At 38.3% G+C, this 20,463-nt stretch carries 24 protein-coding genes; 11 read left to right on the top strand and 13 right to left on the bottom strand.

Features of this window, described 5'->3' with window-relative positions:
* Window positions 1-83: 83 nt before the first annotated feature.
* Window positions 84-1,139: a dual-specificity RNA methyltransferase RlmN gene (rlmN, locus tag E4F24_RS02590; RefSeq protein ID WP_140937036.1), complete on the bottom strand. Its 1,056-nt coding sequence runs from the start codon at window positions 1,137-1,139 to the stop codon at window positions 84-86.
* A gap of 118 nt (window positions 1,140-1,257) precedes the next feature.
* Between rlmN and E4F24_RS02585 the strand changes: the two genes are divergently transcribed.
* The 3 genes from E4F24_RS02585 to ctlX all read left to right on the top strand — a co-directional run bounded on the left by E4F24_RS02585 (window position 1,258) and on the right by ctlX (window position 4,139).
* Entirely contained in the window at window positions 1,258-2,082 is an 825-nt protein-coding gene (locus E4F24_RS02585) for an N-acetylmuramoyl-L-alanine amidase (RefSeq protein ID WP_140937035.1), read from the top strand.
* Window positions 2,083-2,308: 226 nt separating this feature from the next.
* Window positions 2,309-3,223, top strand: coding sequence for a dimethylarginine dimethylaminohydrolase family protein (locus E4F24_RS02580; RefSeq protein WP_140937034.1), 915 nt, complete (start codon window positions 2,309-2,311; stop codon window positions 3,221-3,223).
* Window position 3,224: 1 nt separating this feature from the next.
* On the top strand, window positions 3,225-4,139 hold the full coding sequence (gene ctlX, locus E4F24_RS02575) for a citrulline utilization hydrolase CtlX (protein ID WP_140937033.1): 915 nt from the start codon (window positions 3,225-3,227) through the stop codon (window positions 4,137-4,139).
* Here ctlX and bshC read toward each other — a convergent pair.
* The 7 genes from bshC to rpmB form a co-directional block, all read right to left on the bottom strand.
* Window positions 4,136-5,731, bottom strand: a complete 1,596-nt coding sequence (bshC, locus tag E4F24_RS02570; protein WP_140937032.1) for a bacillithiol biosynthesis cysteine-adding enzyme BshC — start codon at window positions 5,729-5,731, stop codon at window positions 4,136-4,138. The two genes, ctlX and bshC, sit on opposite strands and share 4 nt — an antisense overlap.
* 103 nt (window positions 5,732-5,834) lie before the next feature.
* Complete coding sequence (locus E4F24_RS02565; protein WP_140937031.1) at window positions 5,835-6,512, bottom strand: hypothetical protein; 678 nt, start codon at window positions 6,510-6,512, stop codon at window positions 5,835-5,837.
* A gap of 102 nt (window positions 6,513-6,614) precedes the next feature.
* The gene (gene rimO, locus E4F24_RS02560; protein ID WP_140937030.1) at window positions 6,615-7,949 is read right to left on the bottom strand and encodes a 30S ribosomal protein S12 methylthiotransferase RimO; all 1,335 of its coding nucleotides are present in this window, start codon (window positions 7,947-7,949) and stop codon (window positions 6,615-6,617) included.
* Between the two features lie 110 nt (window positions 7,950-8,059).
* The gene (ftsY, locus tag E4F24_RS02555; RefSeq protein WP_140937029.1) at window positions 8,060-9,022 is read right to left on the bottom strand and encodes a signal recognition particle-docking protein FtsY; all 963 of its coding nucleotides are present in this window, start codon (window positions 9,020-9,022) and stop codon (window positions 8,060-8,062) included.
* A gap of 168 nt (window positions 9,023-9,190) precedes the next feature.
* Entirely contained in the window at window positions 9,191-9,352 is a 162-nt protein-coding gene (locus E4F24_RS02550) for a DUF4295 domain-containing protein (RefSeq protein ID WP_140937028.1), read from the bottom strand.
* A 45-nt stretch (window positions 9,353-9,397) separates the two neighbouring features.
* Window positions 9,398-9,580, bottom strand: coding sequence for a 50S ribosomal protein L33 (rpmG, locus tag E4F24_RS02545; RefSeq protein WP_002998409.1), 183 nt, complete (start codon window positions 9,578-9,580; stop codon window positions 9,398-9,400).
* 69 nt (window positions 9,581-9,649) lie between these two features.
* Complete coding sequence (gene rpmB, locus E4F24_RS02540; protein WP_140937027.1) at window positions 9,650-9,883, bottom strand: 50S ribosomal protein L28; 234 nt, start codon at window positions 9,881-9,883, stop codon at window positions 9,650-9,652.
* Window positions 9,884-10,096: 213 nt separating this feature from the next.
* Between rpmB and E4F24_RS02535 the strand changes: the two genes are divergently transcribed.
* Window positions 10,097-10,312, top strand: coding sequence for a signal peptidase (locus tag E4F24_RS02535; protein ID WP_140937026.1), 216 nt, complete (start codon window positions 10,097-10,099; stop codon window positions 10,310-10,312).
* A gap of 10 nt (window positions 10,313-10,322) precedes the next feature.
* A complete protein-coding gene (gene recO / locus E4F24_RS02530; RefSeq protein WP_140937025.1) occupies window positions 10,323-11,045 on the top strand; it encodes a DNA repair protein RecO in 723 nt (240 codons plus the stop codon).
* 160 nt (window positions 11,046-11,205) lie between these two features.
* Here recO and E4F24_RS02525 read toward each other — a convergent pair whose 3' ends face one another.
* Complete coding sequence (locus E4F24_RS02525; protein WP_136900624.1) at window positions 11,206-11,397, bottom strand: cold-shock protein; 192 nt, start codon at window positions 11,395-11,397, stop codon at window positions 11,206-11,208.
* A 158-nt stretch (window positions 11,398-11,555) separates the two neighbouring features.
* Here E4F24_RS02525 and E4F24_RS02520 point away from each other — a divergent pair, with 158 nt between their 5' ends.
* From E4F24_RS02520 to gcvT, 5 genes are all read left to right on the top strand, one after another.
* The gene (locus tag E4F24_RS02520; RefSeq protein ID WP_140937024.1) at window positions 11,556-12,275 is read left to right on the top strand and encodes an SIMPL domain-containing protein; all 720 of its coding nucleotides are present in this window, start codon (window positions 11,556-11,558) and stop codon (window positions 12,273-12,275) included.
* 146 nt (window positions 12,276-12,421) lie between these two features.
* Complete coding sequence (locus E4F24_RS02515; protein ID WP_140937023.1) at window positions 12,422-12,790, top strand: hypothetical protein; 369 nt, start codon at window positions 12,422-12,424, stop codon at window positions 12,788-12,790.
* Window positions 12,790-13,500, top strand: a complete 711-nt coding sequence (locus E4F24_RS02510) for a pseudouridine synthase (RefSeq protein WP_140937022.1) — start codon at window positions 12,790-12,792, stop codon at window positions 13,498-13,500. Before E4F24_RS02515 ends, E4F24_RS02510 begins: the two co-directional genes overlap by 1 nt.
* Window positions 13,482-14,315, top strand: a complete 834-nt coding sequence (locus E4F24_RS02505) for a DUF6929 family protein (RefSeq protein WP_140937021.1) — start codon at window positions 13,482-13,484, stop codon at window positions 14,313-14,315. Before E4F24_RS02510 ends, E4F24_RS02505 begins: the two co-directional genes overlap by 19 nt.
* A gap of 196 nt (window positions 14,316-14,511) precedes the next feature.
* The gene (gene gcvT / locus E4F24_RS02500; protein WP_140937020.1) at window positions 14,512-15,591 is read left to right on the top strand and encodes a glycine cleavage system aminomethyltransferase GcvT; all 1,080 of its coding nucleotides are present in this window, start codon (window positions 14,512-14,514) and stop codon (window positions 15,589-15,591) included.
* An 88-nt stretch (window positions 15,592-15,679) separates the two neighbouring features.
* On the opposite strand, the gene E4F24_RS02495 is transcribed toward gcvT, so the two are convergent.
* The 3 genes from E4F24_RS02495 to E4F24_RS02480 all read right to left on the bottom strand — a co-directional run bounded on the left by E4F24_RS02495 (window position 15,680) and on the right by E4F24_RS02480 (window position 18,268).
* Window positions 15,680-15,865, bottom strand: a complete 186-nt coding sequence (locus tag E4F24_RS02495; RefSeq protein WP_140937019.1) for a DUF6358 family protein — start codon at window positions 15,863-15,865, stop codon at window positions 15,680-15,682.
* A gap of 422 nt (window positions 15,866-16,287) precedes the next feature.
* Entirely contained in the window at window positions 16,288-17,703 is a 1,416-nt protein-coding gene (locus E4F24_RS02485) for a Glu/Leu/Phe/Val family dehydrogenase (protein WP_140937017.1), read from the bottom strand.
* A gap of 250 nt (window positions 17,704-17,953) precedes the next feature.
* Window positions 17,954-18,268, bottom strand: coding sequence for a rhodanese-like domain-containing protein (locus tag E4F24_RS02480; RefSeq protein ID WP_140937016.1), 315 nt, complete (start codon window positions 18,266-18,268; stop codon window positions 17,954-17,956).
* Window positions 18,269-18,518: 250 nt separating this feature from the next.
* Between E4F24_RS02480 and E4F24_RS02475 the strand changes: the two genes are divergently transcribed.
* Complete coding sequence (locus E4F24_RS02475) at window positions 18,519-19,817, top strand: M20/M25/M40 family metallo-hydrolase (protein ID WP_140937015.1); 1,299 nt, start codon at window positions 18,519-18,521, stop codon at window positions 19,815-19,817.
* 55 nt (window positions 19,818-19,872) lie between these two features.
* Here the strand turns inward: E4F24_RS02475 and E4F24_RS02470 are convergent, their stop codons facing one another.
* The gene (locus E4F24_RS02470; RefSeq protein WP_140937014.1) at window positions 19,873-20,439 is read right to left on the bottom strand and encodes a hypothetical protein; all 567 of its coding nucleotides are present in this window, start codon (window positions 20,437-20,439) and stop codon (window positions 19,873-19,875) included.
* Between the last annotated feature and the right edge of the window lie 24 nt (window positions 20,440-20,463).

Genomic DNA, 20,463 nt, shown 5'->3' with positions numbered 1-20,463 from the left:
TTATGCTGTTGCTGCTTTTTTCTAAAAGTATCTGTCTCCAATCGCCACCAAGAACTTTCATAACTGTTGATGATTCAATGGAATCATGAAAGCTTTTCTTTTATCGCCAATTGACCACATGCGGCATCGATATCTTTACCCCGACTACGACGTACATTGGTAATAATGCCCTGACTACGCAAATAAGTTGCAAACTGCTCGATTTTGTCGGCTTCCGCGTTGATAAAATCCGCAAGCGCGATTGGATTGTATTCTATAATATTGACTTTGCAAGGTACATGTCTACAAAAACGAGCTAATTCTTTAGCATCTTGCAGTTCGTCGTTAAAATTGTGAAATACGATATATTCGAAAGTAACCGGATTTTTAGTTTTAGCGTAGTAATATTTAAGGGCTTCGGCAAGTGATTGAAGCGTATTTTGCTCGTTGATGGGCATGATTTCATTGCGCTTTTCATCATTTGCAGCATGTAAAGAAAGCGCTAGATTAAATCTCACTTCATCATCACCTAGCTTTTTAATCATCTTGGCAATACCGGCAGTAGAAACCGTTATACGTTTAGCTGCCATATTCAAACCGTCTTCCGCTGTTATACGCTCAACGGACTTCATCATGTTTGAATAATTCAAGAGAGGCTCTCCCATTCCCATATATACAATATTTGTAAGCGGGAGTCCGTATTTTTCTTCGGCTTGTTTACTGATCAGGACAACCTGATCATAAATTTCGTCGGCATTGAGGTTACGCTTACGATCCATATACCCTGTAGCACAAAATTTGCAGGTAAGGCTACAGCCCACTTGTGAACTCACACATGCCGTCATACGCTCCGGAGTCGGAATCAACACGCCCTCAATAATGTTGCCATCATAAAGTGAAAAGCTACTTTTTATCGTTCGGTCTGCACTAATCTGCGATGCTTTAACAGCAACAAAATTAATCGTAAAACCAGCTTTCAACTTTTCGCGAAGCGACTTACTCAAATTACTCATTTGATCAAAATCAGTTGCTGATTTCTGCCAGATCCATTCATAAATTTGCTTTGCACGAAATGCCTGCTCACCCATTTCGGTAAGTTTTTCTTTCAATTGATCCAATGAAAGACTTCTGATATCCACTAACTTAGTTTTCTCTGCCACGTGACAAAGATACAGCAAATTTTATTAGCAGTCCTATTATCTCCCTATCGCACTATAGATTTACACAAATATTATATTAACAAACAAGAATATCCCTGACACTCAATATATTTGCGATATGAAAGCACATTCCATTCTATCTGCCATCACAGCATTACTTATCTTTTCTTCATGTGGAGGAGGAAAATATGCCGCTACCGAGAAAGTATATAAAAAGAAAGCAAAACAATTTGCTGAAGCGTATAAAGAAAGTCCGGTAACAGGACAACTGGAAAAAATTAATGCCGCAGATAAAGAATGGATTGCATCTATTAATTTTGGTGTACGTAAACCCAATTATGTCATGATACACCACACTGCCCAAAATTCATTGGAACAGACGGTAAAAACCTTCCACAGTGAAAGAGCGGGTGTAAGTTCGCACTATGTCATTGGAAGGGATGGAAAAATTGTACAAATGGTTAACGATTATTACCGTGGACACCATGCCGGATTGGGAAAATGGGGCAACGATACCGATTTGAATTCCTCATCAATCGGTATAGAATTGGACAACAACGGAACCACCGATCCCTGGCCAGAGATACAGATCAACGCTTTGGTTCAATTATTAACCTATTTAAAAGATGCTTACAAGATCCCCCAAGCTAATTTTATAGGCCACATGGATTATGCCCCTACGCGCAAAAATGACCCCTCACGTTTCCCCTGGAAAACGTTGGCCGAAAAGGGGTTTGGTTTTTGGTACGATGACTATTTGGAAGTTCCTCCTATCGGCTTCGACCCCCGGTTGGCACTACGTATTATTGGTTACGATGTCAAAAACCTGGATGCCGCGATTAAAGCATTCAAAACACACTATATTCAAAAAGATACGACAACAGCCAACCTAAACGAGGAAGATCTGAAGATATTGTATTCCATTTTCAAAAAATTCTTGTAGAAAATAACTGTAAAGTCGAAGATTCGTACACTTTACGGCTTCACGAATTAAAACAATTTCTAAATCTACCCTGAATTCTTAGCTTTTTTATAAAATAAGGCCTGCTGAAGAAAACATTCTTGCAATATTTATCATTTATTTCGTAAAGATTCGTAATAATTTCGGAGACCTATTTGATTCAGATTATGTTTCCTAACTTCGCAAAAAGACCTTTTATAGTATTTTTATGCTAAAACTAAATGTGAAAAACGAGACCGGTAGATTGAGAGCCGTAGTATTGGGAATAGCAAAAAGTAATGGCCATGTTCCTAAAGAGGAAGAGGCGTATGATCCAAAATCATTAGAACACATCCGTGCAGGCACCTACCCTACCGAAAGCGATATGATATATGAGCTTGAAACTTTCGCCGAAGTACTACAACGATACGGAGTCCAAGTCTATCACCCTGAGCTAATCCCAAACCTGAACCAAATCTTTACACGTGATATCGGCTTTGTAATAGATGACTACTTTATTAAAGCTAATATTCTTCCCGATCGGGCGGAAGAATGGAATGCGATTCAATATATTGTCCGTCAAATGGATTCGGAAAAATTCATTGTTCCACCGGAAGAAGTCCATATTGAAGGTGGGGATGTAATCTTATGGAATGATTACATTTTTATCGGTACCTACAGAGGAAAAGACTACACCCAATACAATACTGCACGAACGAATATACATGGTGTAGATTTTATCAGAAATTTATTCCCTAACAAAAAGGTGCTCGAATTTAATCTGATCAAATCTATGACCGATGCCAGAGCCAATGCTTTACATTTGGACTGTTGTTTTCAACCAGTCGGGACACATCATGCAATTATCTTCAAAGATGGGTTCCGGGAAGAAACCGAATACAATAAGATTGTAGATCTATTCGGGATCGAAAATTTATTCCAAATTACAGCTGATGAAATGTATCAAATGTATTCAAATGTGTTCTCTATTAGTCCGGAGATTATTGTTTCTGAAAAGAGATTTACACGCCTTAACTCTTGGCTTCGACAACAGTCATTTATTGTAGAGGAAATCCCATACCACGAAATTGGCAAACAAGAAGGATTACTCCGTTGCTCCACACTACCTTTAACACGAGATTGATATGCAAACCACTGACACCATTTTACTGGTAAGACCCTCTGCCTTCAGGCGCAATGAAGAAACGGCTGTGAATAATCATTTTCAGCAAGAAGGAAAACAGATGAACGTGCAAGAACTCGCATTAGCAGAGTTTAACAACTTTATCAACTTATTAAAAACACACGGAATTCGTACAATCGTCGTAGAAAATGATACAAATCTGGATACCCCTGATTGTATTTTTCCTAATAACGTAATTTCATTTCATCAGGGAGAGACTGCTATTCTATATCCTATGTTTGCTCCAAATCGAAGGGAAGAACGAAATCTAAATTATTTGGGTGCACTCCGCGAGGCGGGTATCGGCTTCGAAAAAATAAAGGACTATTCAATCTATGAAGAAATTGGACGGTATATGGAAGGCACCGGTGTACTGGTATTAGATAGAGTCCATAAAATCGCTTATTGCTCCTTATCAGAAAGAGCTCATTCTCAATTGGTAGAGCTATTTTGTGAAGAGATCGGATATCGTCCCGTAATTTTTGAAGCGCTGCATAATGTGGATGGCAAAATGCTTCCCATCTATCATACTAATGTCATGCTCTCTGTAGGAACCAATTTTTGTGTCATTTGTTGGGATAGTATTCCTAGTACAGAGTATCGGAAAATGCTTCAAAAGTATTTTGAAGAAACCAATAAGACCATTATTGCCATCTCTAAAGATCAACTAGATCACTTCGCAGGTAATATCTTAGAGGTACATTCCAGAGACGGTCAGCCTCTTATTTGCATGAGCACACAGGCATTCGAAAACTATACAGAGGAACAAATAGGGTTGTTGGAACAATTCGGAAAAATAATTCATGCCCCTATATCCACCATCGAACAATATGGAGGAGGAAGTGTGAGATGTATGATGGCCGAAGTCTTCTATTAATACAGGATGGTAAACTTAAAATCTAACGGATTAAAATGTTTCACCAGCTCGTTGACCAAATCGTCGCCATATTTAATGTACAATGTTGCGAAATTCTCTGTACGCTCCTGCAGTCCACCACCAGGAAATAACTGCTCTTTCACTCGTTCAATGTGGATTAGGGCTTCTTCATGGTTCCTTTTGTCGGCTTTCAGAAGTTTCTTTTCCAGATTGTTCATGGCTTTTTTCAAACGAGCCTTTACGGCTTCGGCACTCGGAGTGAGACTAGGATCAATTTTGTGTGTACGGAGCTTGATTTTCCCAAATATGGCATTGATTTCCATCCATTCATCCCTTAAATTAAGACGATGGGTAGTATGCCGTTTGACATAATCATTCTGCAAGATGAGTGTGGGTTTGAAAATGCTCTTAAACGTGAGATCTAATCGAAAGATTTTACCGGCTACTTTATCGTCCGTAATCATGGCCGAGTTACGAGGTATCAGAATCGGAAAAGGCACTCCAAACTGGTCGAAATTAGCTTTCAATTGAAGCCAATAAACAATTTCAGCACCACCCCCGATATAGGCTAAATTAGGAAGAATCACTTCTTCGTATAATGGCCGCATAACTACATTTGGGCTAAAGCGCTCGGGATGAGACTGAATTTCAGCTCGTATTTCCGCTTCGGTGAAATATATCTCCTGATGTAAAATCTCAAATCTACCATCGGAATTTCTGACAATCCGCTCCCGGAAATCGTCCGTCAGATAAAAAAAGTTACATTCTCGAGCATGTACCTGCGCTTGGAAACTTTTTTCTTCTAGCAGCTGGGAAGTCTCCGTAATGGCATAAAAGCTCTTCTCATGCAGGATATCGTCTTCAATAATATGCGCGAAGAGTCTTTTTAGCTCCGGCTTATCGGCATCCACAATGACCAGACCATATTCCTTGAATAGTGCATTGGCAAAAACACGGGTTGCATCTGCCAATGACCGGTCTTTGCGATAGGCATCTTCCACCATCGCTGTAAGTTTGGTAGAATTTTCGGATAGACCCAACATCGAACAGTATTGACGGACCACCTGTTCCATACTGCCTGTATCCATCCTTCCGGTACCCGAAACACGCGGAACATCCCAAACTATCTTTTTACCATATACCCGCGTATTGTTGATTTCTTCAAAATCGTGGTCCTCTGTCGCCATCCAGTAAACAGGCACGAATTCCTTGTCCGGAAAATTTTTCTTTAAATCAGAAGCTAGACGTATCGCGGTGACAATTTTGAAGATAAAATACAAGGGCCCCGTGAAAATATTTAGTTGATGGCCTGTGGTAACGGTAAAGGTATTTTGATCCGTTAATAACTCAATATTAGCAGCAACTTGAGGGGAATCTGCTAACAGGGAGCCGTATTGTCGTTTTAGCTGATCGACTAGAATTGTTCGACTTTCAAAAGTAAAAGAAGACTTTAGTTCGATTTGTTTCTCAAAACCCGCGATATTAGGAGAATTGCCGTAAAAATTTACTAACTCCTCATCTGCTGCCAAATACGCGAGCAATGTTTTGGAAAAACTATTGGTGTCTTTATAGTCGATATAGGTTGCTTTCATCTACCTTTTTAAATCTTGCACAAACTTAGATATTTTTCTAAAAAGGAAGGTTCACACAACAAATTATATCATTTATTTGACAATTGTGGATAGCACACCTCGCTTACTTTGAAGCTTGAACAATCGTATTAAACTCATATTCTTCCTTAACGGCATCATACGAGATATTCACCGTAAACTTCTTATTCATATCGATTTCAATCTCCTGTGTAGCGACCGCTGTCTTCAGATTACTCTTGCGATATAATTGTACCTCCACCTTTTTCGATTCAGAAGGAACATAGGTGAAAGCATTTAGTTCAATATTACGGATCACCGAATCTCCCTCCATATCGACTTTATACCCGGATGGATCGGCACCGATAAGATTCCAGCGTATTAATTGCAGGATATCAAATTTGTTTTGTGAATCATAAGGTGCATCAACCGTAAGCTGTACACTATCCTTATCAAACACCATCAAGGTATAATAGTGATGTTGTTTGATGCGGACAGTATCTTCGTAGTCTCCGATAGAAAACTTACGCAGACCCGCCTGAATGTCTTCATATTTAGCGGGCTGCCCTGATGATTCAGCAATCGTGATTCCTGTGCTCGCTCCGAGTAGTCCATCGATATGCAGTTGATTGGGCAGAGAAGCTTGTTTAGAGACATTAATAACCGAAATAGACGCAATATCCTCAACCGGATCAATAATTACTTCAGGTTCAACATCATTGGGATTACAGGCCACAAGCAGCGAACCCAACACGAGGCTCAGGAAGGATAAATTCTTTGTCATATTGACCGTAGTGAAATAGTTAAAATAATCTATAACAAACTTAGCGAACTTCCTGTCTTTTTACAACTGTTTTATTGTATTTAACGACACATTTTAAGTTTGTTACTTCACAACAGTACCATACAAATCGAAGTCTTCGGCCCGATGAATATTTACCGGTACGAAATCGCCGGTACGGACATAATTGTCCTTCGCGTCAATAAGTACTTCATTGTCTACTTCCGGCGAGTCATATTCGGTACGGCCCACAAAATAATCCCCATCCACTTTGTCAATCAAAACTTTGAACGTTTTCCCTATTTTCTCTTGGTTGATCTCATAAGAAATGCCTTGCTGTACTTCCATGATAGCTTCTACACGTTCTTGTTTCACCTCTTCCGGAACATCATCCGTTAAGGTATGTGCGTGTGTTTTTTCTTCGTGCGAATACGTAAAACAACCCAAACGGTCGAAACGCGTTTCCTCGACCCATTCTAACATCTCTTGAAAATCTTGTTCCGTCTCTCCCGGATATCCACAGATCAGCGTTGTACGCAAAGCGATATCCGGAACTTTATCCCGTATTTTGTGGACAAGGTCAATTTGCTTTTGCTTACTTGTACCACGACGCATCGACGTTAACATACTATCGCTAATGTGCTGCAATGGCATGTCTAAGTAGTTACAAATATTACTTCTTTCGTTCATAGCATCCAGGATGTCCATCGGAAATCCGGAAGGATAAGCATACTGCAGGCGAATCCATTCTATTCCATCTACATCAGAAAGGTGCCGCATTAAATCGGAAAGATTACGCTTACCGTAAATATCCAGTCCATAATACGTTAGATCCTGTGCAATTAGAATGAGCTCCTTGGTGCCATTTGAAGCCAAAAACTTAGCTTCTTTCACCAGGTCATCGATTGATTTAGAAACATGTTTTCCACGCATAAGCGGGATAGCACAAAAAGAGCATGGACGATTACAGCCTTCTGCAATTTTGAAATACGAAAAGTGAGATGGTGTAGTCAATAGGCGTTCGCCCAATAATTCATGTCGATAGTCTGCTCCTATAGTGGATAGCAGGTCTGGAAGATCATTGGTTCCGAAATATGCGTCTACATTTGGAATTTCGGACTGCAATTCGGGTTTATATCGCTCAGACAAACACCCCGTTACAATTACTTTATTTATTTTACCTTGATCTTTAAGCTCTGAATACTGCAGAATGGTATCTATCGATTCCTGTTTTGCGTTGTCGATAAATCCACATGTGTTGATTACAACGATATCGTTGGCCTGAATATTCGCCGACTCGTGAACGACCTCGATTTGATTGCCCTTCAATTGTCCCATCAACACCTCGCTATCGTGTATATTTTTTGAACATCCTAGTGTTACGACATTCACACGAGGTTTACTCACCGGTGGAGCAACCTTTGCATATTTTGTTCTCATTCTTCTTTTGTATATGATTACATGGATTTAAGCGCGGCGATCACTTCGTTTTCAACGATAAGATCGCATCCGCCATCAATTTAATCCGTATAATCCATAAATTCGTGTAATTATTTAAATAGTGAATCCACGAAATCTTTCTTGTTAAATAATTGCAGATCGCCGATTTTCTCTCCCACTCCAATATACTTTACCGGAATCTTGAATTGATCGGAAATTCCAATTACTACACCACCCTTGGCTGTACCGTCTAATTTTGTCAACGCCAAAGCATTAACATCAGTAGCTTGCGTAAATTGCGTACATTGTTCTATCGCATTCTGTCCGGTAGAAGCATCCAGTACCAATAAGATCTCATGTGGGGCACCCGGCACAACCTTCTGCATGACCGTTTTAATTTTACCGAGCTCATTCATTAGCCCCACTTTATTATGCAAACGACCTGCTGTATCAATAATAGCGACATCATCACCATTAGCTACGGCAGATTGTACCGTATCGAATGCCACCGAAGCCGGATCTGAACCCATAGCTTGCGCCACTACACGTACACCTACCCGTTCACCCCAAAGTTGAATTTGATCTACCGCAGCAGCTCTAAACGTATCCGCGGCTCCCAATACTACTTTATTTCCCGCTAATTTAAGCTGATGTGCTAATTTACCTATAGTCGTCGTCTTGCCTACTCCATTGACACCCACCACCATAATAACATAGGGCTTATGATTTCCATATTCAAAGTTTTCAAAATCCGCACTGTTATTTTCTGCCAACAGATCTTGTATTTCCTCTTTAAGAAGTCCGTTCAGCTCATCGGTACTTATATATTTGTCGCGGGCGACACGTTGTTGAATACGATCTACTATTTTCAACGTAGTCGTCACCCCCACATCCGAAGTGACCAATACCTCCTCCAGATTATCCAATACATCATCATCCACTGTCGATTTACCGACAACAGCTTTTGTAATTTTGGACAAAAAGCCTTCTTTGGTCTTTTCCAATCCGCGATCTAAGGCCTCTTGTGCTTCAGGAGTTTCCTGTTTTTTCTTAAAAAAATCAAATAATCCCATTCGTAAAAAAGTAAAGTCATCCCCCTTGCCGCAATGGCGAAACACAAAATCCGATATTCCCCTTCGGGGTTAGGGGAATCAAACATACTAAAAAAGCCCTTCTGGTGCAATACCAAAACGGCTTTTCGTATTTTTAAAGAAAAACTTTAAAAAAGGAATATCTTCTGCTTATTTAGACGCTGCAGCAACAACTTCTTTTACGTTGTCGTTGTGGATCATACTTTCTTTGAAAGTATAAGCTCCCGTTTTCGCAGATTTAGTAGTGATGATAACTTTTGTAAATTCTTTACCGCCACCTTTTTGTAACGATGCAACTGCTTTCTTTGCCATGGTATAATATTTTTAAATAATGGTACTAGACCACCAATAACGTGATTACTTAATTTCTTTGTGAACAGTAACTTTTCTCAAAACAGGGTTGAATTTTTTCAACTCTAAACGTTCTGTAGTATTCTTTTTGTTTTTTGTTGTGATGTAACGTGACATCCCTGGAAGACCACTTTCTTTGTGCTCAGTACATTCTAAGATTACTTGTACTCTATTTCCTTTTTTAGCCATTGTTTTACTTTATTAAAATCCCGGAGGACTAATGTTCATGAATATTTTTAATTAACAGGCGATTATCTACTAAACGTATCCTTTTTTGATAAATTTATTGATAACCGAAGTAATTCCGTTCTTGTTAATTGTTCTAATAGCAGATGTAGACACTTTTAAAGTTATCCAACGATCTTCTTCAGGAATATAAAAACGCTTAGTTTGCAAATTCGGATAGAATTTACGTTTAGTCTTAACGTTCGAGTGAGATACGTTATTTCCTGTTAATGCCGTTTTGCCTGTTAAATCACAAATTCTTGACATGATATTTATTTTTAATGTTGTCTATTTACAATAATTGTCCCTTTACACTCTCTGCAAAGAGTTTGCAAATATCTAAATTTTTTTTGTGATATACAACAGTAATATGAGAATTATTTGAAAAAATAATTCAATAATGGGCCCTTCTCGCAAATGTATATCTTTTATAATATTATATTTGTCTACAGAAGGCAAAATAGTTTTCAACAATTCACAATGAACAAATATCTACTACGTGGAATTCTCCTCTTACTAACAGGTGCTGCTGCTATATATAGCAGCGATATCCTTATGGAAAACGAGAATAATCTCTACAAAATTATTATGGCGCTTGGTGTGATTCTATTCGGAATGGGATTTCTCCATATCATCTACAGTTTTTTTCGCAAAATAGACCGCAACACCATTTTGGAAAAAAGAAGAGAAAAGTAGTAAGAAAAATATGCTTCAGAAGACCAAGGGAATTTCCCTCAAAGTCACCAACTATTCGGAAAACAGTGTAGTAGCCCAAATCTTTACAGAAGATCTGGGATTACAATCCTATTTGATTAACGGTGCCCGAAAACCCAAAGCTAAAATCCACATCAACATACTCCAGCCACTGCACTTACTAGAGCTGGTGGTATATCATAAAGATAATAATACACTACAGCGAATCAAAGAGGCGCAACAATACCCTACATTGCACCAAATACCGCTAGATATCGTAAAAAGTTCATTGGCTATTTTTCTTAATGAGGTACTATATAAGGTATTGAAGCATCAGCAACCTGATCCACAACTATTTCAGTTCATCCAGCAATCTATACTATGGCTGGACGAAACGGAAAGCCCTTTAGCTAATTTCCATCTTAGTTTTCTGATGAAACTCAGCAAGTTTCTAGGTTTCTTACCTACCGTAAACCAAGATCAGAAACCGTTCTTTGATCTAATGGACGGCGTGTTTACTGATTCCCTCCCGCCACATCAACATGTATTGCAGGAGCCACATACGACAATCTTCCACAATATACTCACAGCCAGCTATGAAGCATCTCATCACTTTCACATGAAACATGTGGATAGGATTTACCTCCTGCAAAAAATAATAGATTTTTACCGTCTCCATACGGAAAACTTTGGAGAGGTTAATTCACTTTACATCCTAGAGGAAATATTTCACTAAACATCGTTGTTGGTGTTGATAATCACCTATACCAATCCGCATACACCCAATAACCCTTTCGACAGCAATAGACCTGTCTAAAACACGGGACACAAACATAAAAAAGCCCGTATTCAAAATTTGAATACGGGCTTTTCACAATAAATATATATAGAATCTATTAGATAACTTTTACATTTACCGCGTTAAGACCTTTGCGGCCTTGCTCTACATCATAAGACACGTTGTCGTTCTCACGAATTTTGTCGATTAATCCTGACACGTGAACGAAAATCTCACTCTCGCCAGAATTTGGAATGATGAAACCGAAACCTTTGGTTTCATTAAAGAATTTTACTACTCCTTCTTGCATTGTATTAAGGTATTATTTTTTCTAAAGGTATTAATTTTTTTGAAAAGATATAATTTTTTTGAAAACAACTTTAAACGCTGATAGTTGTTTTGTGTCTATCCAATACATAAAAACGGTAGAGTTTTTGAAGTACTTTTATATACATAGATTACATACAGATGAAAAAATTATTAAGTGTCCTTATTTTGATCGGCGCAATGACAATGGCTCAAGCACAAACCGGAAATGTAGAAAACAGTCGTAAAGTAGCAACCAAAGGTTTCGCCGAACGCGAAGTAACTCCGGATATTATCTATCTATCCATTAATTTGAAAGAATTTTATATGGATGGAAACACCAAGAAAAAGGCTTCTATTGAAACGTTGGAAAAGCAACTATACGATGCTGCTATGGCAAATGGGGTAAAAAAAGAGGACTTTACTATTCAAAACGTATATAGCTACAACTACAATACAAAGAAAAAAGGAAACGAATTATTGCAGGCTCGCCAATATCGTCTCAAAATATCTAACCTCAATAACTTAGACGTCATATTAGATAAAGTAGATCCTTTTGGGATCGAAAGCACATCAATTAGTGGATACGATCACTCCCAGAAAAAAGAAATTGAAAAGGAATTAAAAACGGAAGCAGTAAAAGATGCACGTCGCAATGCTGAGATATTGGCAGAAGCGGATCAACAAGGCGTAGGAAAGGCCCTAGTCATCAACGACAATAGCAGCATGAATTTCAATGACTTAATTCCACAGCCCCGCATGATGTCTTATGCAAAAGCGGCTAATGACTCGGCATTTGAATCCAGTGGGAATGGTCTTAATATCGACATCCGCCCCATCAAACTGACCTGTTATATAGACGTGGTATTTGAGTTGAAATAAAATTGGTTAATGAAAAAAATTTGTGGCTCGAATGAATAAATTTTCGTTTTTATTCAACGCGATTATAATTGCATCTGAGCAAATTACGAATAGTATTTTCCTAATAGACGTTCGTGAATGCTAAGCATTTTATCTAAGTTTGTACCATGTCTAAAACAAGAATATTTGCATTAGCTATTATCGCTATCATGCTTGCTGCGATTCTGACGAATCCCAAGGAAGAGGTGTTTTACATAGCCGTAAAAGAAAAAGTAAAAACTTTAGTAGAGAAAGAGCTCAATTACGAACACCAAGACGCATTAAATCTGGGCATGACATTATTTGGCAACCGCATTGTCGACGAATTTGTTAAGAATAACGTACGGATAAAAAACTACTATTTGCTTTCGATCGTAAGTCTTAAATGGCAGGAGGAAGAAACGCCGATAGGAGGTGGTGCTTTTAAAAATATATGGTTTAGTCCAAAAATTGATAAAAAAGCAGAAGAGATCATAGACATTCTCAAAAAGCTGTAATGTTAGAGATACTTTACGAAGACGAAAATCTCATTGCGATCAATAAACCTCACGGTCTATTGGTACACAGATCCTCCATTGCTGCAGATACATCGCTATTTGCATTACAACTCCTTAGGGATCAAATTGGTAAAACAGTGTATCCGGCACATCGTCTCGATAGAAAGACCGCCGGTGTCCTCTTATTTTCGCTGGATAAAGAGACAGATCAACTGGTTCAGCCCTTATTCGCCAATAAAGCAATAGAAAAAAAATACATCGCAATATTAAGAGGCTTCTGTGCCGAAGAGGGTACAATAGACTATCCTTTAGCTAAAGAGAACGGTACGATACAAGAAGCCATAACACATTTTAAAAAGCTCGCTCAGGCTGAAATTGATATTCCTTCCGGAAAATTTCCAACTTCACGTTATTCACTCGTGGAAGCAAGTCCCGAAACCGGACGAATGCACCAGTTAAGAAGACATTTTGCACACATTCTTCACCCCATAATAGGCGATAGACCACATGGATGCAACAAGCAGAATAAAATTTGGAAGGAAACATTTAAAATGGACACCATGATGCTGCATGCGCGATCACTTAACTTCATCCACCCTCATACGCAAGAAAATATACATATTGAAGCTTCTCTTCAGCCTGAATTTCATCGTGTGCTTGAGATACTAACTATGTCCAATCCGATACAATCATGCTTAGCAATTTCTTAATCGAAATATTTTTGACCATTTCAGGCGTAGGTGCGGCTTCGGGCTTACATTATGAAAATAACAGTATTTTTCTGATAGCCGACAACAGCAATTATCTCTATACCTATCTTATTACAGAAAATCGCCTCGAAAAGCACCTACTTTACGATGATAACGGCAATAATGAACAGGTGAGCAAAGCGAGTAAATTGGACATCGAATCTATTTTTAAACACAAGGATACATTCTACATATTCGGTTCTGCCTCTACAAAGAATAGAAATCATCTTTTCAAGCTAAATCTAAGTAAACCTGATCCCGTAATACATCAAACATGGACAGATAAGTTTCAAGCCGTAAAGGAATCATTATCTATTGTAGACGAGGACCTAAATATCGAAGGCTCCTTCATCCACCATAATCATTATTATCTTTTCAACAGAGGAAATGGTCCTGCTGGAAAAAATGGCATTATTCGGATAGATTTAAAATTTAAAGATCCCGCGCAGTTTTTTCCTGTTGTTCTCCCTCGTTTTGAAAAAGGAATAGCCGGCTTCACAGATGCTATACTTATCGGTAACAGCATTTACTTTTTGGCAGCGATAGAAGGTACAGAATCCACTTATGAAGATGGAGAAAAAGGGGGAAGCCTATTTGGTAAAATAGACCTTGAAACCAAACAAGTTCAAGATCTAACAATGATATCTACCTCCCATAAATTCGAAGGGATCACGTTGATGGAAGAAGATGAGCATAAATTACTTTTTTTGCTCTGTGAAGATCCGGATGATGAAAGTCTTGAAACAACGATCTACAAACTCACTGTACAAAAGTAATCGATTGCGCAAATTACTAATATCATAAAAAGATCGTCTTTATTGTTATTTAAATAACTATTTTTGTAAAAAAACATTACTTAATATAAATAAAATGAAACTTACATGCTCAATAAAATCAGCAAACACCTGCAAGGAGTGATTTTTTGAACATCGATGTGTTTCATCACGTCCTAAAAATATAAATATAAAACAAATGAAAAATACTGCTTTAACAGACCTACACATATCATTAGGTGCTAAAATGGTTCCTTTCGCTGGCTTTAATATGCCCGTGCAATATTCTGGTATTAATGATGAACACGAGACTGTACGGACAGCTGTCGGCGTTTTCGATGTAAGTCACATGGGCGAGTTTATATTAAAAGGAGAAAAAGCATTGGACCTGATCCAAAAGATTTCTTCTAATGATGCCGCTAAACTTTACGATGGCAAAGTACAATACGGATATATTCCAAATGAAGACGGTGGTATCGTAGACGACTTTTTGACGTATCGCATAGACGAGACGACGTATTTATTGGTGGTAAATGCCTCTAATATTGAAAAGGATTGGAACTGGATCAGTAAATACAATACCGAAGGTGTTGATATGAAAGATATCTCCGACAAAACTTCGTTGTTAGCAATCCAAGGTCCTAAAGCAGCAGACGCATTACAATCGCTAACAGACATCGACCTTGCGCCAATGGAATATTACACCTTCCAAAAAGGCAAATTCGCTGGAGTAGACAATGTAATTGTATCAGCGACTGGATACACCGGCGCCGGAGGCTTCGAAATCTATGTTGCGAACGAAGATGCAGAGAAAGTGTGGAAAGCGATATTTGAAGCCGGCGCAGCTTATGGTATCAAACCAATAGGACTAGGTGCGCGCGATACCTTGCGGTTGGAAATGGGATTCTGCTTATATGGTAATGACATTGATGACAAGACCTCACCATTCGCTGCAGGCTTAGGCTGGGTAACGAAATTCACGAAAGACTTTGTAAATTCAGCTAATCTTAAAGCAGAAAAAGAAAATGGCGTTGCACAGAAATTGGTTGGCTTTGAAATGATTGATAGAGGCATCCCTCGCCACGATTATGAAATCGTAGATGCTGAGGGTAACGTAATCGGTCGTGTAACCTCGGGAACGCAATCTCCTTCATTGAAAAAATCTATTGGCCTCGGTTATGTCAATACCGCCTTCGCAAAGGAAGGTGCCGAAATCTACATCAATATCCGTAATCAAAAGGTAAAAGCGGTAATCAAAAAACCTCCTTTTGTAAAATAAAATAATCATTAGAAATAAAAAACGGGTTAACGTAAAATTAACCCGTTTTTTTATTCTTCTTTTACTTCGTCAAAGGAGGTTTCCGTAACTATCTCTTAACCTGATTTCGAACATATTTTAAGAGTACCATTTTTAGATAGATCAGTACTACACCAATTGCGATAGCCAATCCAAGAATCAGCATATTTCCACTTTTATACGCAGCAACTCCACTCATAATTAGAAAAACAATCCCAAGATTAAGTAGTACGTTTAATATAATTTGCTTCTTCATTTTTTTGCTCCTTTTTGTTGTATAACTCTTTCTCGAATAAAATAAAAATAAACGATTCCCCCAATGATATTTAAAAATATAATAAATAGGATTAACATGAATCGTTCGGAAGGATCAATATATCGAGAAAGCATAATTTCCCGAAGTACCAGAAATACCCATATAAGCGAAATTAGCAGTGAAATACTAAATATAACCGGAGCAAAAGATACCTTGAGGATCACCATTAGAGTCCCTATTATATAAAACACCAAACTAAAGAAGAATGCTTGCTTAGTTTGGTGAAATAGATTCGTAAGTTTCATGCTACAAAGATACACGAAGTTTTATAGATGCCCCATACAAAGCTGATCTTGTCTTTTCTAAAAATTGTTTACACGACCAACCGGACACTATACTTATTGTAATTTCCTGCTTTTTGTTTACGGGAATATACCCAGTTCTTCGTAAGAAACTCCTATTTTATTAATTGCACAGATAAATGCAGCTGTACGCATATCATTCACACCAGGTGTATTGACATAGATTTCTCTTATTTCTTGATAAGACCCCATCATCGTATCTTCAAGCCCCGAGTGTACGAGATCGATCTCGTCCGGACCTTTAAGGATGATCTTACGCTCTACATCAGAAATCTTCTTATTTGTCATATTTTCAACAGAGCTAATAATCTCGGCATATCTATTTTCGCTAAATCGCTTTTCCAAACGACCATAGCGTACGTGACTCAGGTTTTTTAACCATTCAAAATAAGAAACAGTTACACCACCAGCATTCAGATACATATCCGGAATAATCAGTACCCCCTTTGCAAGCAATATCTCATCCGCATCCGGAGTCAATGGGCCATTTGCGGCTTCACCAATGATTTTTGCTTGAATACGGGAGGCATTGTCCTTATGGATTACCGATTCCAGAGCGGCTGGGATAAGAATATCACACGCCTGTTCTAGTCCTTCGGATACATTTTCTATATTTCTGGCATTAGGAAAATTCAACAATGAACCGTTCTTGGCACGATGCGCTTGCGCCATATCGACATCTATTCCATTTGCATCGTAGATGGCTCCATTGTATTCAATCAATCCCACAATAATAGCTCCGGCAGTCTGAAAATATTTAGCGGCGTGATAGCCTACATTTCCTAATCCCTGCACGATAACTCTTTTTCCTCTTACTCCTTTGGTCAGACCCAACTTTGCCATATCTTCTTCAAAAGAACAAGCCTCTCGAATGCCAAAGAACACACCTAGACCTGTTGCTTCTACACGGCCTCTAACACCGCCCTGCGAAATAGGCTTACCTGTAACACAGGCCATGGCATTAACATCATTGGGATTTAAAGAAGAGTATGTATCTACTATCCAGCTCATTTCCCGACCGCTCGTGCCATAATCAGGAGCGGGAACATCGATCCCAGGCCCCATAAAATTCTTTTTGCACAATTCGGAAGTATAGCGACGAGTGATTTTCTCTAAATCGAATACACTATACTTCTTAGAATCTATTTTTATACCCCCTTTTCCACCACCAAAAGGCACATTCACAATAGCACACTTATAAGTCATCAGTGCTGCCAAAGCCATCACCTCATCTTGGTTTACTTCCATACTAAAACGGATCCCTCCCTTACAAGGTAACTTGTGGTGTGAGTGCTGTACACGATAGGCTTCTATCACTTCCACACCATCACCGATACGAACCGGAAATTTGACACGCAATATCGAATTACATGCTTTGATCTGCTCCAATATCCCGGCTGAAAATCGCGTAAATTTAGCCGCCTTATCAAAGCTTCGCTCTACTCCTTTGAAAAAACTATATTCACTTGTAGACATAAAATGGTTTATTTATTCTGTTTATAATTTTCGATAAAATTACCAATTTTTGGTAGATAAATCTTTAAAAATCAGCTGAAAATAAACTTTTAACAACTTTTCAGCGATGGTGTCATATTATTATAAAATAACAAACAAAGACTAGAATTGGTTGGGATCTTGCTAGATTTTTTCGACTAAATTGACAAAAAAGAAAAAGGGAATAAACTACATTTTATTCCCTTTTTTTCCTTTCTTAATACCGATGTAGCTAATATACATCCAATTCAGGATCAATCTCTTCTTTCCATGCTAAAATACCACCCTTTAGATTGGAAAGGTTCGTGTAGCCTTGTTGCTCCAGTAACATCACCGCCTGGGCACTCCGTTTCCCGGAGCGGCATTGGATGATTACAGGAATATCCTTAGCAATTTTCTCAGCTTCAATCAAAACACCGGATAGCGGAATATTAAGCCCATTTAAATGAGATACTTCATATTCAAAAGGTTCACGAACATCGATTAATTGAAACTCTTCGTTTCGATCCATCATTGACTTTAATTCTTGAACAGTAACTTCTTTCATAGTTTTCTATTTTAATCAAACTTAGATAAAATGCGTTGAATTAGCAAACGGAACACAGTGAACTCGTTTGAGGTAAACGAGTGAACAACTTAACGTAGTAATTTCATGAATGCACATGGAGGCAAACACATGATCAATAAATGAACACAAACGAATTTATAACGGAAATAGTGTATTTTTTTTCAATATTCACATTTTACCGGGTCATTACATTTCTAAAAATGCTAACTTGCTCAAAACTTTTAATTACATGATAAAGCACACCTGTCTACTGCTTGGCTTTTCCTTTTCATTGTGCTGTGCGCTAGCTCAGCCAAATTCGGCAAAACCTGTTTCGAGTAACGAAGAGATAGCCCGTATCCTGAATACATTGGCTTCGGATGATATGAGGGGTAGACATTCGCTTACCCCGGAAATAGCCAAATCGGCAGATTTTATTGCCAATGAATTTAAGACTATCGGACTAAAACCTTATGCCGAACACAATTATAGACAGACTTTTTCCATTCGAAAGATCACACGAAAAAGTCAAAAAGTAACCCTTAATAAAAAGATACTTGCAGAAAGTAAATATCTCATCCTCGGAAATAATCCTGTCATAAACCTAAAAGAACATGGTTCCACATTAAGAATAAATAAGGGAGAAGATTTCGCCATCAGGTTTAGAGAAATAGCAACCTCTCCTGAAGATGCTATTGTATTGGTGCATCCCTCTTTTGCTGAAATGATTTTGCGATTTAATAAAATATATGGACGGGAAAATATGACTCCATCAACAGAACAACATTCTCCTGCCAAAGTATTCATTGTTACCAATGAGAAGAGCCCTTCTATTGATGTTCAGGCCGAAAATAAAATCCAGGATTTTCCATTATTTAACGTGGCAGGTATCCTTCCTGGCAAAAGCAAACCCGAAGAATTTGTGATATTCTCCGCCCATTACGATCATATTGGTGTAATCCAAGCAGATGGTCAAGACTCCATTGCCAATGGAGCTGATGACGATGCCTCAGGTGTTACAGCTATGATTAGTTTAGCTAAATATTATACCGCGCTCAACAACAACGAAAGAACATTGATTTTTGTCGCTTTTACAGCCGAAGAAATTGGCATGTACGGCTCAAAATATTTTTCAAATGAGATAGACCCGGAGAAAGTAGTGGCGATGATTAATATTGAAATGATCGGTAAAGATTCTAAATTCGGCCCAAATACATTATACGTTACGGGATATAGTGCCTCTAACTTGGGTCAATTGATGCAATCTAACCTACAGGGTTCGACGTTTCAATTCCATCCGGATCCCTATCCTCAACAAAATTTATTCTACCGCAGTGACAATGCAGTACTTGCCGCGCTAGGTGTCCCTGCACATACTTTTTCTACTTCCCAAATCGACAAAGACATCTATTATCATACCGTAAAAGATGAAGTGGGCACACTGAATCTCGACAATATAAAATCGAGCATTGAGGCTATTGCAATAGGAGCTAAGGGGCTCGTAGATGGCACACAGACACCATCACGAGTGGAAAAGTTAAAAGAATAATAAGCTTTATGAATAATTAAAACATCTTCGGCAGCAACCTTTTCGATAGTAAACATTAGATTTCTTCTCCTATCCAAACAAATTCGGATGTATTAAAGGCCAGACAAATAAATCCATCTTGCTCCGTAATAAATGTATTTATGGATACCTTCTGAATGCCAATCACCGATTTTAATCGGTCCTCCATTACAAAAAGTTTTTCCCCCTTTTGTTTCCACTTTTTGTATTCCCTTTCTACAAAAACATACCTTTTACCGCCAATAAATAACACAATGTTTATCTGCTTACAAAAAGAAAAAACCACATCCGGAATTTCATCACAAATAATATTAACGGCTTTATAGTTATTAACAACCAAATACTGCAGCGCATCAGCAATAAATTCTCGTTGGAGTGGGACTTTTTTTATCTGTTCCTGTACATATAGATTATTACATTGATTCGTAACAACAACGTCTACCTTGATGTCATCCGCCAGAAAGAAATCGATAGTATAGTCATTGGTAAAAACGGTAGGGCACCATTCCAACAATTGACCAATATATTCCGCATCTAAATCCGTTACCGATTCCACAATCAGTGCCGGTTCTTGATTTTCTCTTACTATATGATGAGAAGACATTTTTTTTAAAACCTACCTGTCAAG

This window comes from Sphingobacterium lumbrici, assembly GCF_006476045.1.
GTDB classification, from domain to species: domain Bacteria; phylum Bacteroidota; class Bacteroidia; order Sphingobacteriales; family Sphingobacteriaceae; genus Sphingobacterium; species Sphingobacterium lumbrici.
The sequence above is the reverse complement of the archived record's forward strand: the minus strand, read 5'-3'. Positions and strand labels throughout refer to the sequence as shown.

Bases quoted from the DNA above. Each gene is read 5' to 3' on its own strand.
- E4F24_RS02495 (WP_140937019.1), bottom strand. From the start codon at position 15,865: ATGAAGAAGCAAATTATATTAAACGTACTACTTAATCTTGGGATTGTT.
- E4F24_RS02565 (WP_140937031.1), bottom strand. From the start codon at position 6,512: ATGACAAAGAATTTATCCTTCCTGAGCCTCGTGTTGGGTTCGCTGCTT.
- rpmG (WP_002998409.1), bottom strand. From the start codon at position 9,580: ATGGCTAAAAAAGGAAATAGAGTACAAGTAATCTTAGAATGTACTGAG.
- gcvT (WP_140937020.1), top strand. From the start codon at position 14,512: ATGAAAAATACTGCTTTAACAGACCTACACATATCATTAGGTGCTAAA.
- E4F24_RS02525 (WP_136900624.1), bottom strand. From the start codon at position 11,397: ATGCAAGAAGGAGTAGTAAAATTCTTTAATGAAACCAAAGGTTTCGGT.
- E4F24_RS02510 (WP_140937022.1), top strand. From the start codon at position 12,790: ATGTTAGAGATACTTTACGAAGACGAAAATCTCATTGCGATCAATAAA.
- E4F24_RS02505 (WP_140937021.1), top strand. From the start codon at position 13,482: ATGCTTAGCAATTTCTTAATCGAAATATTTTTGACCATTTCAGGCGTA.
- E4F24_RS02580 (WP_140937034.1), top strand. From the start codon at position 2,309: ATGCTAAAACTAAATGTGAAAAACGAGACCGGTAGATTGAGAGCCGTA.
- ftsY (WP_140937029.1), bottom strand. From the start codon at position 9,022: ATGGGATTATTTGATTTTTTTAAGAAAAAACAGGAAACTCCTGAAGCA.
- E4F24_RS02515 (WP_140937023.1), top strand. From the start codon at position 12,422: ATGTCTAAAACAAGAATATTTGCATTAGCTATTATCGCTATCATGCTT.
- E4F24_RS02485 (WP_140937017.1), bottom strand. From the start codon at position 17,703: ATGTCTACAAGTGAATATAGTTTTTTCAAAGGAGTAGAGCGAAGCTTT.
- E4F24_RS02535 (WP_140937026.1), top strand. From the start codon at position 10,097: ATGAACAAATATCTACTACGTGGAATTCTCCTCTTACTAACAGGTGCT.
- E4F24_RS02475 (WP_140937015.1), top strand. From the start codon at position 18,519: ATGATAAAGCACACCTGTCTACTGCTTGGCTTTTCCTTTTCATTGTGC.
- E4F24_RS02520 (WP_140937024.1), top strand. From the start codon at position 11,556: ATGAAAAAATTATTAAGTGTCCTTATTTTGATCGGCGCAATGACAATG.
- E4F24_RS02470 (WP_140937014.1), bottom strand. From the start codon at position 20,439: ATGTCTTCTCATCATATAGTAAGAGAAAATCAAGAACCGGCACTGATT.
- E4F24_RS02550 (WP_140937028.1), bottom strand. From the start codon at position 9,352: ATGGCAAAGAAAGCAGTTGCATCGTTACAAAAAGGTGGCGGTAAAGAA.
- rimO (WP_140937030.1), bottom strand. From the start codon at position 7,949: ATGAGAACAAAATATGCAAAGGTTGCTCCACCGGTGAGTAAACCTCGT.
- bshC (WP_140937032.1), bottom strand. From the start codon at position 5,731: ATGAAAGCAACCTATATCGACTATAAAGACACCAATAGTTTTTCCAAA.
- recO (WP_140937025.1), top strand. From the start codon at position 10,323: ATGCTTCAGAAGACCAAGGGAATTTCCCTCAAAGTCACCAACTATTCG.
- E4F24_RS02480 (WP_140937016.1), bottom strand. From the start codon at position 18,268: ATGAAAGAAGTTACTGTTCAAGAATTAAAGTCAATGATGGATCGAAAC.
- rpmB (WP_140937027.1), bottom strand. From the start codon at position 9,883: ATGTCAAGAATTTGTGATTTAACAGGCAAAACGGCATTAACAGGAAAT.
- E4F24_RS02585 (WP_140937035.1), top strand. From the start codon at position 1,258: ATGAAAGCACATTCCATTCTATCTGCCATCACAGCATTACTTATCTTT.
- ctlX (WP_140937033.1), top strand. From the start codon at position 3,225: ATGCAAACCACTGACACCATTTTACTGGTAAGACCCTCTGCCTTCAGG.